The 14,753-nt window shown below is 53.1% G+C and carries 14 protein-coding genes; 13 read left to right on the top strand and 1 reads right to left on the bottom strand.

The features are described 5' to 3' along the window. Window positions 1–705: 705 nt before the first annotated feature. From N909_RS24650 to N909_RS0111970, 13 genes are all read left to right on the top strand, one after another. The gene (locus N909_RS24650; RefSeq protein WP_051689724.1) at window positions 706–2,904 is read left to right on the top strand and encodes a bacteriohemerythrin; all 2,199 of its coding nucleotides are present in this window, start codon (window positions 706–708) and stop codon (window positions 2,902–2,904) included. 194 nt (window positions 2,905–3,098) lie between these two features. Then, window positions 3,099–5,402, top strand: coding sequence for a chemotaxis protein CheA (locus tag N909_RS0112025; RefSeq protein ID WP_029915378.1), 2,304 nt, complete (start codon window positions 3,099–3,101; stop codon window positions 5,400–5,402). Between the two features lie 47 nt (window positions 5,403–5,449). Beyond that, a complete protein-coding gene (locus N909_RS0112020) occupies window positions 5,450–5,953 on the top strand; it encodes a chemotaxis protein CheW (RefSeq protein WP_029915376.1) in 504 nt (167 codons plus the stop codon). A gap of 12 nt (window positions 5,954–5,965) precedes the next feature. After that, entirely contained in the window at window positions 5,966–6,832 is an 867-nt protein-coding gene (locus tag N909_RS0112015; RefSeq protein ID WP_211253949.1) for a CheR family methyltransferase, read from the top strand. After that, window positions 6,832–7,890, top strand: a complete 1,059-nt coding sequence (locus N909_RS0112010) for a protein-glutamate methylesterase/protein-glutamine glutaminase (RefSeq protein ID WP_029915365.1) — start codon at window positions 6,832–6,834, stop codon at window positions 7,888–7,890. Before N909_RS0112015 ends, N909_RS0112010 begins: the two co-directional genes overlap by 1 nt. Then, complete coding sequence (locus tag N909_RS0112005) at window positions 7,891–8,379, top strand: chemotaxis protein CheD (RefSeq protein WP_029915364.1); 489 nt, start codon at window positions 7,891–7,893, stop codon at window positions 8,377–8,379. It abuts the gene before it with no gap. 9 nt (window positions 8,380–8,388) lie between these two features. Next, window positions 8,389–9,261: an HDOD domain-containing protein gene (locus N909_RS0112000; protein WP_051689723.1), complete on the top strand. Its 873-nt coding sequence runs from the start codon at window positions 8,389–8,391 to the stop codon at window positions 9,259–9,261. 5 nt (window positions 9,262–9,266) lie between these two features. Beyond that, window positions 9,267–9,638 carry a response regulator gene (locus N909_RS0111995; protein ID WP_029915360.1) on the top strand — a complete coding sequence of 124 codons (372 nt, stop codon included), beginning with the start codon at window positions 9,267–9,269 and terminating at the stop codon, window positions 9,636–9,638. A gap of 20 nt (window positions 9,639–9,658) precedes the next feature. Beyond that, window positions 9,659–10,138, top strand: a complete 480-nt coding sequence (locus N909_RS0111990) for a chemotaxis protein CheX (protein WP_029915358.1) — start codon at window positions 9,659–9,661, stop codon at window positions 10,136–10,138. Between the two features lie 47 nt (window positions 10,139–10,185). Further along, window positions 10,186–10,557, top strand: coding sequence for a response regulator (locus N909_RS0111985; protein WP_029915356.1), 372 nt, complete (start codon window positions 10,186–10,188; stop codon window positions 10,555–10,557). 72 nt (window positions 10,558–10,629) lie between these two features. Next, complete coding sequence (locus N909_RS0111980) at window positions 10,630–11,091, top strand: chemotaxis protein CheX (protein ID WP_029915354.1); 462 nt, start codon at window positions 10,630–10,632, stop codon at window positions 11,089–11,091. Between the two features lie 27 nt (window positions 11,092–11,118). Next, a complete protein-coding gene (locus N909_RS0111975; protein WP_029915352.1) occupies window positions 11,119–11,577 on the top strand; it encodes a chemotaxis protein CheX in 459 nt (152 codons plus the stop codon). 95 nt (window positions 11,578–11,672) lie between these two features. After that, entirely contained in the window at window positions 11,673–13,511 is a 1,839-nt protein-coding gene (locus tag N909_RS0111970) for a response regulator (RefSeq protein ID WP_155005927.1), read from the top strand. A gap of 77 nt (window positions 13,512–13,588) precedes the next feature. Here N909_RS0111970 and N909_RS0111965 read toward each other — a convergent pair whose 3' ends face one another. Then, window positions 13,589–14,641 carry a sigma-54 interaction domain-containing protein gene (locus N909_RS0111965; RefSeq protein WP_211253948.1) on the bottom strand — a complete coding sequence of 351 codons (1,053 nt, stop codon included), beginning with the start codon at window positions 14,639–14,641 and terminating at the stop codon, window positions 13,589–13,591. Window positions 14,642–14,753 lie beyond the last annotated feature (112 nt).

Here is a 14,753-nt window from a genome sequence, read left to right as displayed (position 1 = left end):
TAACCACAGTTTTCAAGGAGCAGTGCGTTTACTCTTGTAATTGTCAGCCATATCAGCAGGGTGTTGAAAAACGTTTTCGAGGCAGCAAGTACAAGGCAAAAATTGCCGAAAAAGCACAGTTTACATTCAGTAAATGAGCATTTTGAGGCTATTTTTAACGCAGTAATTGCAACGCAGATAGTTTTTCAACAGCCTGCTAGTGCCCCGTACGGTTAGCTCTCTACCCCAATTTCGATCCTTATTGCCGCTGTCTACGTTCTGCCTTCTCGGCTTAGCCCAAGCCAGGCCTGCGTTAAGCCGCCCATTTCCCTTTGCATAAGCAAAAAAAACAAGCTGCATGAAAACCTAGGACAACATGGAATGGCGCTCGTTTAAGAGGAGATGGCAGCAAAACCGGGACTGTCCCCGCCCGGGGGCTGTCCCAGGTCTTTGCGGTGCTAACCGCTACAGTTTCATGGCTAGCAAACTCTTGGGACAGCCCCCGATGACCCTGGGGACAGTCCCGAGTTTACTGCTAAGTTGCTTAAACTAGCGCCATTCAGAACAACATACCATCATCCTTTTGGCGAAGGTTTTGAGGCAGGCAAGGTCAACTAACTCGCGAAAATTAAGGCATTGTAATTTTTTACAAACCTTGGTATCTTCCGACACATTGGGGATTAATAATTTTTTATCAACATCCTAATTCATTAAAATGAGGCCCACATGAAATTGAAGAGTATTCAGAGTAAGATTGGCGGTGCATTAATTCTAATCCTCCTGATTATCCTGGGTATCAGCTTTACCATAACAGCATTGCAGTCACGCAACTTGCTCAGCCGGCAGGCTGACCAATCCACTGAAGCTCTTCATGACGTCAGCCTCGAACAGGGCCGAAGCATTTTTTCCAGCCTGGAAATCGGCACCAGAGGGTCTCTGGAACGTGGTGAAATGGATGTTTTCGACGAACTTGTCACCGGACTCGGTTCGGTCCCCGGAGTTTTGGAAGTCGGCCTGGCCGATCCACAGGGGAAAACCATCTATTCCAGCAAGAAGGATCAAATCGGCAAAAACGAGCCCCATATCAACATCACCGACCCCCAAAAAGAAATCGCTCTGGAAAAAGAGTCGGATACCTCCTTTTTCATAGCCCACAGTCACATGTTCCAGCAAAAATGCCTGGAATGCCATGACGGAGCCGTCCCCGGCACCCTGGCCGGAGTCCTCTACATCGAATACAGCCTGGACAAACTCCATCAGGAGAAGGCTCAGAATGAAGCAATCCTGGCCACCGCAAAATCCAAAAGTATCTTTAGCACTGTCAGTATGGGCTTGCTCAGCCTGATCGCCACCTGGCTGCTACTTTTTTTCATGTTACGGAAAATGATCGTCCGGCCGCTGTCCGCCATCCAGACCGTGCTCACCGATATCGGTAACGGTCATCTCCAGCGCCGCCTCAAGATGACCCAGGCCGACGAGCTTGGTGTCACCGCGAGAACCCTTGATGACCTGGCCGACAGCCTGCAGAATGAAATCGTCGGCCCCCTGCAACAGCTGGCCAACGGCGATCTGACCTTTGACATCGTTCCCCATGATCAGGATGACCAATTGCGCCACAGTATCAAAAAACTGGGCGAGGACCTCAATGCCATGATTGCCGATTTGCAGGCCGCCGGCGAACAGATCGACCAGGGCAGTTCCCAGGTCAGCGAGTCCGCCCAAATGCTTTCCGACGGTGCCGCCCAGTCAGCTGCTTCAGTCGAACAGATCAGCAGTTCGATGAATGAAATTGGCAGTCAGACCCAAACCAGCGCCGAGAACGCCCGCCAAGCCAACCAATTAGCGGTATCGGCCCAACAAGCCGCCGACACCGGCACCCAGCGCATGGAAGAAATGATCCAGGCCATGGGGCAGATTAATGAAGCCGGCCAAAACATCAGTAAAATTATCAAGGTCATCGATGAGATTGCCTTCCAGACCAATCTGCTCGCCCTGAATGCGGCAGTCGAAGCTGCCCGCGCAGGCCAGCACGGTAAAGGCTTTGCGGTAGTCGCCGAAGAGGTTCGCAACCTGGCCGCCCGTAGCGCCAAGGCCGCCCGAGAAACAGCTGAACTGATCGAAGGCTCGGTAGCCAAAACGGGCAATGGAACTCAGATTGCCGAACGAACCGCAGACGCTCTTGACGAAATTGTCGGTTCTATCGGCAAAGTGACCGACCTGATCTCGGAAATTGCCGCGGCCAGCAGCGAACAGGCACAAGGGATTGCCCAAGTCAATCAAGGCCTCCAGCAGATCGACCAGGTTATTCAACAGAATACCGCCAGCGCGGAAGAGAGCGCGGCAACCAGCGAAGAGCTGTCCAGTCAGGCCGCCGAACTGCGCAGCCAGCTCAGCCGCTTTATTGTCAAAAAAACCGTCTTGCGCCAGAATTCCTCACGCAGTCCCAGACAGATTCCCAAACAGACCGGAACTCCTCCGTCGAACTGGGGTGGATTACCGAGCACGCCGCGCAGGGATAACGATCATCTCCTGCTGCAATGGAGTGACCGGTTCCTTACCGGTGTCGCCCTGATGGATAAACATCATCAGCGCCTGGTCGAACTCATCAATCAGCTGTTCCACTGCATGCAGGATGGCGGCGACCGCATGCTGACCGCCCAGGTCGTTGACGAACTGGTCGACTATACCGTCATGCACTTTCGAGCCGAAGAAGAAGTGATGAAAAAAGATGGTTTCCCGAAGCTGGCCGAGCACCGACAAAAGCACCAGGATTTTGTGCAGCAAGTCGGTCGCTTTGTCGAAAAAATCAAATCAGGCAGCCGCATTGCTCCAGCCGATGTCTACCGATTTCTCAAAAACTGGCTGGTCGAACATATTGAGCAGGAAGATCGTAACAGCTACGGAATTTTTCGTAAAACCCACTAAAATACAAGCGGTGTTTGCCTTTGCTCAGGAAGCCCAAAGAGGTAAATTCTGACACCCTTTGTGAAAAAATTATAATTTTTTCCTGACAACACCCATTTACCCTTTGTTTTTATTTATTTGTTTTGTATAATTAACAATCGCTTGACAAAAGATATCTTAATGACCTGGTAAAATAATTGTGCGAAGGATCCGTGATGAGTATGCAAATTGATGATGATCAGATTGAAATCATTCAGGAATTCGTAACTGAAAGCCGCGACATGATCGAACAGTTGGAACCGGCCATCATCGAGCTGGGCCAGAACAGCGATCCTGAAACGATTAATGCAATTTTCCGCCTGTTCCACTCCATGAAAGGGAGTGCGGGCTTTCTGGAATTTGATCATTTAACACGGGTTGCCCACGCAGCCGAGAACCTGCTTGACCTGATCCGCAACAAAGAAATCGATCTGGTCCCGGATCATGTCAATCTCCTCTGTGCTTCGTGCGATTTTGCCAAGGAAGCCCTGGATATGATCGAAAGCGATTACAACGATGATTCCATGGTCTCCGCTGCCGATGACGTTTCCGAAAAACTGCATCAGGCTATCGAACGAGGCAAAAATCCGGAATACCAGGCTGCGGAGGAAGACGAGCCCGAAGCAGCACCACCGGCCAGTCAAGCCTTGCCAGTGGACAATGCGGAGGCCGCCGGAGATGGGTTCCCGCAGATGGAAATCACCGAGGAGATGCGGCTGAGCTTTGTTCAGGAAGGGAACGAACTGCTGCAAAACGCAGAACAAGGGCTGCTGCTCTGGAGCGAAACTCCTGAAGATAAAGATTCCCTGGGTGAAGTCTTCCGGCATATTCACAGTTTCAAGGGAAATTGCGGCTTCTTCGGTTTTTCCGATCTGGAAAAGCTCAGCCATCAGATGGAAAATATCCTCGATCGAGCCAAATCCGGATCCAAACTGGCGGTCGATAACCCGGCGGATCAGTTACTGGCCAGCCTCGACATTCTGCAGCAGGGCATCAATAATGTTGCGGAGGGAAAAACCGATTCCATCAACAACCTGCATGACCACATCGACGACCTCAATCGCCTGGTCGCTCCCTTGTTGGGAGATTTCCTGGTTGAGGAAGGCGTCCTTGAAGAGGCTATTTCCACAGCCGTGCAGACTCAGAAAAAACCGGTCGGTGAAATCCTCATCCAGCAGGGCTCGGCGTCCAAGGAACAGATCGATTCCGCGCTCAAGAAACAGCAGGATAATCTGAACAAGGCCAAAGCCGAAGCCAAACCGGCGGCCCGGACCAAAACCCCGGCGAAACGTCAGGATATCAGGGTCGAACTGGGCAAACTCGATAACCTTATCAACCTGATCGGCGAGTTGGTCATTGCCGAGAACATGCTGATCCACAATCCGGACCTGAAAGGCCTCGAACTGGAAAACTTCAACAAAGCCGGACAACACATGTCCAAGCTGGTCCGGGAACTCCAGGAAATGGCCATGACCATCCGCATGATTCCGGTCTCCGGCCTGTTCCGACGCATGATCCGACTGGTTCACGACATCTCCGTCAAAGCCGGAAAGAAAGTCGATCTGCAATTGATCGGCGAAGAGACCGAGATCGATAAGACGGTCATCGAAACCATTACCGACCCCTTGGTGCACCTGTTGCGCAACTCTCTGGATCACGGGCTGGAAACCCCGGCCGAACGGGTTGCTGCCGGCAAAAACGAAAAAGGGACGGTGCGCCTGTCGGCCCGCCATGAAGAAGGCGAGGTCTGGGTCACCATTGAAGACGATGGTCGCGGACTCAACAGAGCAAAGATCCTTGAAAAAGCCATCAGCAAAGGATTGATCGAAGGGGACGGATCGGATCTGACCGAAAAACAGATCAACAATCTGATCTTCGCGCCCGGCTTCTCCACGGCCGCGAAAATTACCGATATTTCCGGCCGCGGCGTCGGCATGGATGTCGTTAAACGTAATCTTGAAAAAATCAAAGGGAAAATCGATGTCAGCACCACCCCCGGCAAAGGCACCCGCATTAATCTGCGCATCCCGCTGACCTTGGCCATCATCGACGGCATGATTGTCCGCGTCGGGACAACGACCTGCATCGTGCCGACCCTGTCGATCCTGGAAGCCTATCGCCCGGAAATGGATCAGATCACCATCACGCCGGACGGGGCGGAGCTGGCCCGGGTCAGGGAGAACTTCTTCCCGATTGTCCGCCTGCATGAGATTCTCGACAAAGAGCCGGATTCCCGGAAACTTTCCGACGGCATTCTGATTGTCCTGGAATACCTTGAGAACCGGTTCTGCCTGTTCATCGACGAGATCCTCGGCCAACAGCAAACTGTCATCAAAGGACTGTCGGATTTCATCGGCACGGTCCCCGGTGTTTCCGGCTGTACCATCCTTGGCGACGGCGGGGTCAGCCTGATCCTCGATGTCGGTACCCTGGTCGAATCGGCCGACAGCAAAAAGCTGGATTCCGAGGACGTTGAGTAAAAAAAGTTTCGACTTCCGATTCACTATACAACCATAAGGAGAAGACCATGGCTGAAGACTTGACCATGACCAATCTGGACAACGAAGACACCCAGAAAGATAAATACCTGACCTTTCACCTGGCCGGTGAGGATTATGGTATTGAAATCCGTTACGTCATCGAGATTATCGGCATTCAGAACATCACCGAAGTTCCGGACATGCCCTCCTTTATCCGTGGGGTCATCAACCTGCGCGGCAAAGTGATTCCGGTGATGGATGTTCGCGCTCGCTTTAACCTCAAAGATCGCGACTATGACGACCGAACCTGTATCATCGTTGTCAATGTTGAAGGGACAGAGGTCGGCTTGGTGGTTGATGAAGTCAGTGAAGTCGCCGACATCCCGGAAAGCCATGTGGAACCGCCACCAAAAACCAGTAAAGACTCGGAAAGCAGCTATATCCAGGGGATGGGTAAAATCAACAACGACGTCAAAATCCTCCTCGATGTCCACAAACTTTTATACAGTGGTGAAATGCAGGAACTGTCAGCGTCCCTTGATGAGCAATAACAGAGGCAGCGCATGATGGAGACAGTACCCAACCAGCAGCAGGGTGGCATGATGGCCATTTCCGATGCTGAATTTTCCCGCTTGCGCGATCTCATCCACAAGCGCTTCGGGATCAACCTGACCGAGCAAAAACGCTCCTTGCTGGTCGGACGCCTGCAAAAGCTGATGCGCAACCTGAATCTGGGCAACTTTTCGGATTACTATGATTATCTGAGTCATGACAAAACCGAGGGGGCTTTGGGTGAGCTGGTCGATCTTATTTCGACCAACCACACCTATTTCAATCGAGAAAAAGATCATTTCGACTTTTTTTCCCAGACCGCTTTACCGACGGTGATTGAAAAGCTGAAACGGGAGAAACGCAAGGATCTGCGCATCTGGTGTGCCGGCTGTTCAACCGGAGAAGAGCCTTATACCCTGCTGATGCTGATGATGGAATATCTCGGCAGCGATTACAGCGCATGGGATGCCGGAATCCTCGCCACCGACATTTCCGACCGGGCTCTGACCAGCGCCAGACGCGGGGTCTATTCCACCGACCGGGTTATGCAACTGCCGGAAGCCTTGCGCAAAAAATATTTTACCCCTGCCGGGCCGAATGAAATGGCTGTTATCGACAAGGTCAAACGGGAAGCAACCTTCAGGCGTTTTAACCTGATGAATACCTCGTTTCCATTTAAAAAACCTTTCCAGATGATCTTCTGTCGCAACGTCATGATCTACTTTGATCAACCGACCCGGGAAGCCCTGGTCAACCGCTATCATCAGTTTACCGAACCGGGCGGTTACCTTTTTATCGGCCATTCCGAAACCCTTGGGCGAAGCCAGACTCTCTACCGTTATCTGAAACCTGCTCTCTACCAGAAAGGAGAATTCTGATGGCTCGTATGGTTCGCGTTCTGGTGGTAGACGATTCAGCGTTGGTCCGAAACATTCTCAGCCAGGGGCTGGCCTTGGACCCGGGCATCGAAGTCGTCGGGACGGCGTCTGATCCCTACATCGCCCGCGACAAAATTATCGAACTGCAACCCGATGTCCTCACCCTGGATGTGGAAATGCCCAGGATGGACGGCGTTGCCTTCCTGCGGAAACTGATGCCCCAGTACCCCATTCCGGTGGTCATGGTCAGTTCGCTGACCCAGCGTGGCAAACAGATCACCATGGAAGCGCTTGATGCCGGGGCGGTCGATTTTGTCGCCAAGCCAACCAGCAATGTCTCGGCAGGCCTCAACGCCATGCTCATGGAACTGCGCTCCAAGGTCAAAATTGCCTCCACGGCAAACGTGTCCCACTGGAAAGGAAAAAGACCGGTCATACCGCAAAAAGCGGTCGGTATCACATCGGCGGCACTGGCTGAATCAACTGACAAGGTTATCGCCATCGGTGCTTCGACCGGAGGAACCGAGGCCATTCGCAGGGTTATTGAAAATTTCCCAGCCTCAACCCCGGGCACTGTCATCGTGCAGCACATGCCCGGCGGGTTCACCAAAATGTTTTCCGACCGCCTCAACCAGCTCTGTCCCATGCAGGTGAAAGAAGCAGAGCATGGCGACCGGGTTCGGACCGGGCTGGTGCTCATCGCCCCCGGCGGCCGTCAACTTGAAGTGGTGCGTTCGGGCGGCTTTTATGAAGTCCGCCTGGGAGGAGAAGAAAAGGTCAGCGGACATTGCCCGTCCGTCGATGTCATGATGCATTCCGTTGCTAAACATGTCGGTGCCAATGCCATCGGCGCCATGCTAACCGGGATGGGTCAGGACGGGGCCATGGGAATGCTAGCCATGAAAGAGGCAGGAGCGCGTTGTATCGCACAGGATGAAGCATCCTCGGTTGTTTTTGGGATGCCGAAAGTTGCTTATGAAAAGGGCGGGGCCGAACGGCTGGTCCCCCTGGAGAAGATTGCGTCATCCCTTCTCAGCTTGCTAATGGAGAAAAAATAAATGGGGCAGGTCATTTTAGGTGTCGGTGATTACGGCGCATCGAACACACCAGGAGACGATGTCAAAACATTTGCACTCGGTTCCTGTGTTTCTGTTATTTTTCTTGATCCGAAAACACGGACCGTCGGAATGGCCCATGTCGCCCTCCCCGATTCATCCATCAATAAAGCCAAGGCTTCAGAAAAACCCGGTTATTTTGCGGATACCGCCATCCCGGCATTACTCGAGTTGATGAGCAAATTCGGTTGCGATAAACGCGGCCGGGGATTGGTGGTAAAATTGTGCGGCGGGGCCAATGTGATGGATACCAACGACACCTTTCAAATTGGCAAACGAAACGCACTGGCGATCAAAAAAGCCTTATGGGCCTATGGTATGGGAGCTGTTTCCGAGGATCTCGGAGGAAACTTCAGCCGCACAGTCACCATCTCTGTTTCTGCCGGGCAGGTTGTCCTGAGTTCACCCGGAAAACCGAACTGGCAGTTATAGGAGGCGAATATGGTCAAGCAAATAAGCAGCGAAGAACTCCAGACAATCGTCAGATCGGTCCCCATGCTTTCGGCCAGTGCCAGCCGGCTGTTACAGATTACCGCCAATCCCGATCACGACCTTCACGAGGTGGTCAGTCTGGTTAAAACGGATGCCAATCTCACCGCCAGAGTGCTGAAAGTCATCAACTCGGCTGCCTTTGGCATGCTCAACAAAATTACCTCCATCGACCGGGCGGTTTCATTTTTGGGTGAACGGGTTATCGTCAGTATCGCCATCGGTGACTGCGCCGGCAATCTGCTCGAAAAAGAGCTGGTCGGCTATGCCGCAGCCAGTGGCGACCTCTGGAAACATGATCTGCGGGCCGCCATTGCAGCACGGGAAGTGGTCACCCAGGGCAAAGCAGAAATCCGCTCGGAATTGGCCTTTACCGCCGGTCTGTTGCATGATATCGGTAAAGCCCTGATCTCCGATTACCTGCAGGGGACTGCTCCGGAAGCCATTGAGCTGCTGACTGCAGAGGACAGTTTCGACTATCTTGAAGCGGAAAAAAAACTGATCGGTTTTGATCACACCATCGCCGGTTACGAATTGGCGAAATACTGGCAACTGCCGGAAGAACTGATCGAAGTCATTCGCTTCCACCATGAACCCGGCCGCGCCAGCGAAGAGTTCAAGCCACTGGTCTACGCAGTTCATCTGGGGGACAGCATCGCTATGATGGGGGGGTTTGGGACCGGCTCCGACAGTATGCGCTACAAGCTTGATCCAGCCTATGCTCAGTATATCCAGATCACTCCCAATATTCTGGCGAGCATTATGTTGGCTGTCGACACCGAATTTACGAAACTCGAAGAGTCACTAAACGACCTGGGAGAATAAAACTCATGAAACGGATCATTATCGCGGACGACTCAGCCACCGCCCGTATGTTCATCAAGCGCTGCCTTCAGATCATCGGCCTGGGGGATGCCGAGATCATCGAGGTCGAACATGGCAAGGAAGCGCTGGAAGCAGCCAAAGCCAATCATGTCGATCTCTTACTGACCGATCTCAACATGCCGGTGATGGATGGGGAAACGCTGGTCAAATGGGTCAAAGCCAGTCCCAAGCTGTGCGAGCTGCCGGTCATCGTGATCACCAGTGCCGGGAATTCAGCAAAGGAAGCACAGCTGCTTAACCTGGGAGCCTACAAAGTCCTGAACAAACCGGTTTCGCCACCGGTGATGATGGATGCGTTGGCGGACTTTCTAGACTAGCCACGGATTGAGGAGAATCAATGGACACCCAAGGAAAATTTTATCAGGCAATGCATCAGGCGGTCAGCCAGACTCTTGAAAACATGGTTTTTCTGGAAGTCATGGCGCACCCCGATAAAACCTATTGCATGCCTGAAGACGAAACCGCCTGGACATCGTTGCTGATCAATGACCCGGTCCAGGGTGAACTGGTTTTGGCAATGCCATACAACACCCTGGAAAAATTCACCGGGAATATTTTCGCCATGTCCGAGGACGAGCTGACGGACACCCAGAAAAACGACATTCTCAACGAATTGCTGAACACCATTGCCGGCCTGTTCATGACCAATCTGCTGGCCAATGATCAGCAATATAAATTGGGTTTACCGGCCATCGGCCACGGCAAATTTGCCCCAGCCGACGCCGACACCCTGGTTTGGAAGCTGATCACCAGTGACGATGACCCGTTGGAAATTCGCGCCGCCGGGGCGCCTTTGATTGCTTTACAAAACCAATAACCAACTGCCTCGACAGAAAACCTTTTTATACGCGACAGGAGAAAATAATGGGAAAAACTGTATTGATTGTCGATGATTCCAACACTATGCGCAAAATTGTTTCCCGGGCACTGCGTCAGGCAGGGATCGATTTCAGTACCATTCTCGAAGCCGGCGACGGCCAGGAAGCCCTTGACGTACTCAGCAGCAACAGCGTGGATGTCGTTTTGAGCGATATCAATATGCCCAACATGAACGGACTCGAGTTTCTCAAAGCCAAAGCCGAAAATGCCGCGATTAAAGATATCCCGGTGGTTATGATTTCAACCGAGACCGGGGCGGATATTATCAATGAGGCTAAATCATACGGAGCCAAAGGGGCCATTAAAAAGCCCTTCACCCCGGACCTGATCAACGAAACCCTGGGAGCTCTGCTCTAACACAAGAATCCTCAGCCCCCGCAGCAGGGGGCTGAGACGAAGCCTTAGATATCCGTTCATGAGGAGCTATCCGTGAAACACGCAGAACACATTACAGCATCCACTCAGGAAATTTTTTCCAGTATGATTATGTTGGATGTCACTCCGGGAGAACCGTTTAAACGCAGAAATGAAATGCTGAAAAACAGCATCTCCGGCATCATCGGCCTGGCCGGAACCACCAAAGGACTGCTGGCCATCCATCTGCCCAACCCAACGGCGTTGGCCGTCACCACGGCCTTTCTGGGCATGGATGTTGAGGAAATCGATGAAGACGTCAGGGATGCCATCGGCGAGCTCGCCAATATGCTCGGCGGCAGCCTGAAAGCTGTTCTCGATCCGAGTGGTAGCGACATCAAACTGTCGATGCCGTCATCGGTCTACGGCGACGAGTACGCTATTGACTGTCTGGCTGATGCTGAAATGGTGACGGTTCCTTTTGAATTCGATGGGCATAGTTTCATGGTGGAACTGCAAATCCGTGAAGACAGCTGAGTCATCTTTCATTTCTGAGGAATCATTGTGGAATTTGCTAAAAAAATTACGGAAACAACCGAAGAGATCTTCAGTACAATGATCTTCATGGATTTGACGGCCGATCCTCCCCTCGCTGAGGGGAAGCAGGTTCTCGGCTGTCATGTCTCAGCAATGATTGGACTGACCGGGGGGTTTTCAGCGATGCTGGGGATTCATTGCCCTGAAGCAGTCGGCCTGGGGATAACCGGAGCCATGCTCGGAATGGAGATTACGGAAATTGACGCCGATGTCAAAGACGCCCTCGGTGAAATCGCCAACATGCTTGCCGGCGGGCTCAAAGAACGGTTTGCGGCGGAAGACATCCCTCTTGAACTGGCTATTCCAACCGCGATTTCCGGCAAATCCTATACGATCTCGGCCCCGAAGGGGAGCAACCGGGTGATTGTGCCTTTCCAGGTTGCAGAAGGGCCATTTTATATTGAGATCAAATACAATCTGAATTGATCGGGGGGTGTCCATAACAACCACGGCACTCCTCATTGACAGCCGATGCCCGAGGACAGATGGGGAGCGGCTCCAAGCGTGCACAAGAGGTTATTTTGGATCACCGCGCCATCATCGACGTCGTCTGCAAGTCAGGGCTGGAAAAACTTGCCGGCGAAATCAGCGCCTTGCTTGGGCAGGACCTGAGCTGCTCGCAGATTCATTTGGATCTGACCAGCAAAGCCCGGCTGTTCAGTGATCCTACGCGCGAAAAGACCATCCTTGCCCATATGTCCGTCGGTGGTGAACGGGAAGGTCAATGCTATCTTCTGACCAGAGCTTCAACCGCCGCTATTCTGGGCGGAACCCTGATCATGCTGCCCCAGGACATGATCGAGGAACATGCGAAAACGGGAACCCTGGACGGCGAACTGCAGGATGCCTACAGCGAAGTTGCCAATATCATCGCCGGAGTCTTCACCCAGGCGTTTGTTGATAAATATCCCAAAACCATCCGCTTCATTAAAAAAACCATTGAAGAGCTGACGCCAACCAAGATCGACCCGGACGCTGACACGCCCTTCCCACCCGGCAATTATTATCTCGCCAGTTGTCAGATGAGCATCGATGACCAGGACCTCGGGCCACTGGAATTTGTCGTCCCGGCCGCCATCTTCGACCTGGAGGAGAGTGCACCACCTGCAGCCCAGGCAGCCCCTGTAAAACCGGCGCAACCCGGGCCAGCTGTCAGCGCCCCGGAACAACCCAGGCCGGTCGAGGAGCCCAAGTCCGCGCCACCCCCGGTGGCTGAGCCAGCCGCGCCACAAAAGCAGACCAAAAAGCCCTTTGTTGAAGCCAAAAAAATAATCGATGTGGTCTTTAAAGCAACTATCGGTCAAATCGGCGAGGAAATCGGCGCCCTACTCGGACAATCCCTCAAGTGTGATGATGTCCAACTGGTGATGACCAGCAAGGCTGATTTTTTCTCTCAGCATTGCCTGGAAAAATCGGTATTGACTCACCTCAAAGTGACCGGTGACAAAGAGGGCCTGGGATTTATGCTGACCCAGATCCCGGACGCGATCATCATGGGTGGCACCCTGATCATGCTGCCCGAAGATCAGATTGAGGAGCAGCAGCAAGCCGGCCAGTTTGACGGTGAGGTCGCTGATGCTTATGGAGAGATCGCCAACATCCTCTCCGGCAGCCTGACCCAGACATTTCTGGACCGTTACCCCGGGCAGATCAGATTTATCAAGACCGATTCGGAGGTCGTGGTTCCGACCAAAGTCGACATCGCTTCAGCCGCGCCCTTCCCGGAAGGGGACTATTACCTGGCGTCCTTCGCGATTCATATGGAGGATTACGAGCTGCAGCGCATGCTGCTGATCTTTCCGGCAGAGGTCTTTCAGCTGGATGGAACAACGGAAGCTCCGGCAACGGGACAACCCGCTGCGGCGGCAGCCCCTGCTCCGGGCGAATGGGGCGGTCCGCCGGCGACACCCGCAACGCCGGACCGACAACAGCAACCACCCGCCGCCAGCCAGCCCGCGGCACCGGCCGTAACCGCGTCAGCGCCCACAGCCACGCCGATCGTCATGATTGTCAGCGATCAACAAAATGCCACTGCTCCTTTTGTTGACATTCTCTCTACGGCCGGCTATGAGTGCCGGGTGCTGTCCTTTCAGGACGAAGTCAAGGAGCTCTTTCAGCAGCACAATATTCTGGGGATTTTCCTGGTTATGGCCCAGGTCGGTGAGAAAGGATTTGCTGCGGCAATCAAACTGCAGTCAGCGGGTCGCACCCTGCCGCCGATTATTTTTGCCGGGCCGGAATGGACCCGCTCCGCAGTTCTGCGGGCGGTGAAATACGGAGCCAAAGATATCCTCATGACTCCAGCCAGTCATGACGAGATTCGCGAAAAAGTTGATCGTTATCTTAAAAAAGCCAGCTGAAGCGGTTCCGGTTGCCCCGAGGAGGCCATTGGAACAGCGCGCGGCAGCCATTCCCGTTTCGCCCTGTCGCTCATTTCCTACCCCGGCAGATTTTTCTTTTTAATTTTTTCAATCAAAGTGGTGCGTTTCAGATTGAGCAGGCGGGCCGCTTCTTTTTTGTTGCCGCCGGTGCGGCTGAGGGCCTCAAGAATCAGGCGGTCCTCAAACTCGCTGATCAGACTGTTGAAATCGAGTCCGGCCGCGCACCATTCCACCTCGGGCGGGACTATCGCAGCCATCACCTCTTCAGCAGGCTGCGGGTCAGCCGCAACCGGCTCTAACGGTTCCAGCAATGCCCCTTCGCAGCGATATTTTTCCGGCAGTTCCTTCAAAGTGACTTTTTTGCCCCGATGGAGGATGACCAGACGCTGAATCAGATTTTCCAATTCCCGCACATTGCCCGGCCAGCCGTAAGATTGCAGGCTCCGCATGGCAATGGGGTCGATGGTGGTTCTGCGATCGGTCTTTCTGCGGCTGAATCGATCGATGAATTTTTCGATCAGCAGGACAATGTCATCCCGCCGTTCACGTAACGGCGGAGCCTGTATCGGAATGACCGCCAGCCGGTAATAGAGATCTTCCCGAAAACGGCCGTCAGCAACCAACCCTTCAAGGTTCTGGTGCGTCGCGGCAATGACCCGCACATCAACCTTGCTGGGACGAACCCCGCCGACCTGCTCGACCTCGCGTTCCTGCAAAACCCGCAGCAGCTTCGCCTGCAGAGTCGGTTTCATATCGCCGATTTCATCAAGAAAGAGCGTCCCGCCATCAGCAAACTGAACCCGGCCGATTTTCGATTGCTGGGCGCCGGTGAAAGCCCCCTTAACATAGCCGAACAGTTCACTTTCCAATAATTCATCCGGAATGGCGGCACAGTTGACCGGCACGAAGTGCCCCTCCTGGCGCGGGCTGTTTTCATGGATCGCCCGGGCAATCAGCTCCTTGCCGGTGCCGCTCTCGCCCTGTATCAAAACCGTACTGTCGCCTTCCTCAGCAACGCAGGAAATCAATTCGAACAGTTCCAGCATCTGGGACGACTGTCCGATCATCCCTCCGTATCCACTCGTTGTCATCATCTGCATGGCAGCCATTTTCCGTATTGCATGTATAAAAAGAATAACCCATTCAAACAATGAGATAAAAATAATATATTAGCTATAATGTGTCAATATTTAGACACATTATTCATCATTTTCCCTTCAT

The sequence above is a fragment of the Pelobacter seleniigenes DSM 18267 genome (assembly GCF_000711225.1).
Classification (GTDB): Bacteria; Desulfobacterota; Desulfuromonadia; order Desulfuromonadales; family Geopsychrobacteraceae; genus Seleniibacterium; species Seleniibacterium seleniigenes.
Note: the sequence above shows the minus strand (reverse complement) of the source record. Positions and strands in the feature narration are given on the sequence as shown.

Coding starts and splice junctions, on each gene's coding strand:
- N909_RS24650 (WP_051689724.1), top strand. CDS start 706: ATGAAATTGAAGAGTATTCAGAGTAAGATTGGCGGTGCATTAATTCTA.
- N909_RS0112025 (WP_029915378.1), top strand. CDS start 3,099: ATGAGTATGCAAATTGATGATGATCAGATTGAAATCATTCAGGAATTC.
- N909_RS0112020 (WP_029915376.1), top strand. CDS start 5,450: ATGGCTGAAGACTTGACCATGACCAATCTGGACAACGAAGACACCCAG.
- N909_RS0112015 (WP_211253949.1), top strand. CDS start 5,966: ATGATGGAGACAGTACCCAACCAGCAGCAGGGTGGCATGATGGCCATT.
- N909_RS0112010 (WP_029915365.1), top strand. CDS start 6,832: ATGGCTCGTATGGTTCGCGTTCTGGTGGTAGACGATTCAGCGTTGGTC.
- N909_RS0112005 (WP_029915364.1), top strand. CDS start 7,891: ATGGGGCAGGTCATTTTAGGTGTCGGTGATTACGGCGCATCGAACACA.
- N909_RS0112000 (WP_051689723.1), top strand. CDS start 8,389: ATGGTCAAGCAAATAAGCAGCGAAGAACTCCAGACAATCGTCAGATCG.
- N909_RS0111995 (WP_029915360.1), top strand. CDS start 9,267: ATGAAACGGATCATTATCGCGGACGACTCAGCCACCGCCCGTATGTTC.
- N909_RS0111990 (WP_029915358.1), top strand. CDS start 9,659: ATGGACACCCAAGGAAAATTTTATCAGGCAATGCATCAGGCGGTCAGC.
- N909_RS0111985 (WP_029915356.1), top strand. CDS start 10,186: ATGGGAAAAACTGTATTGATTGTCGATGATTCCAACACTATGCGCAAA.
- N909_RS0111965 (WP_211253948.1), bottom strand. CDS start 14,641: ATGGCTGCCATGCAGATGATGACAACGAGTGGATACGGAGGGATGATC.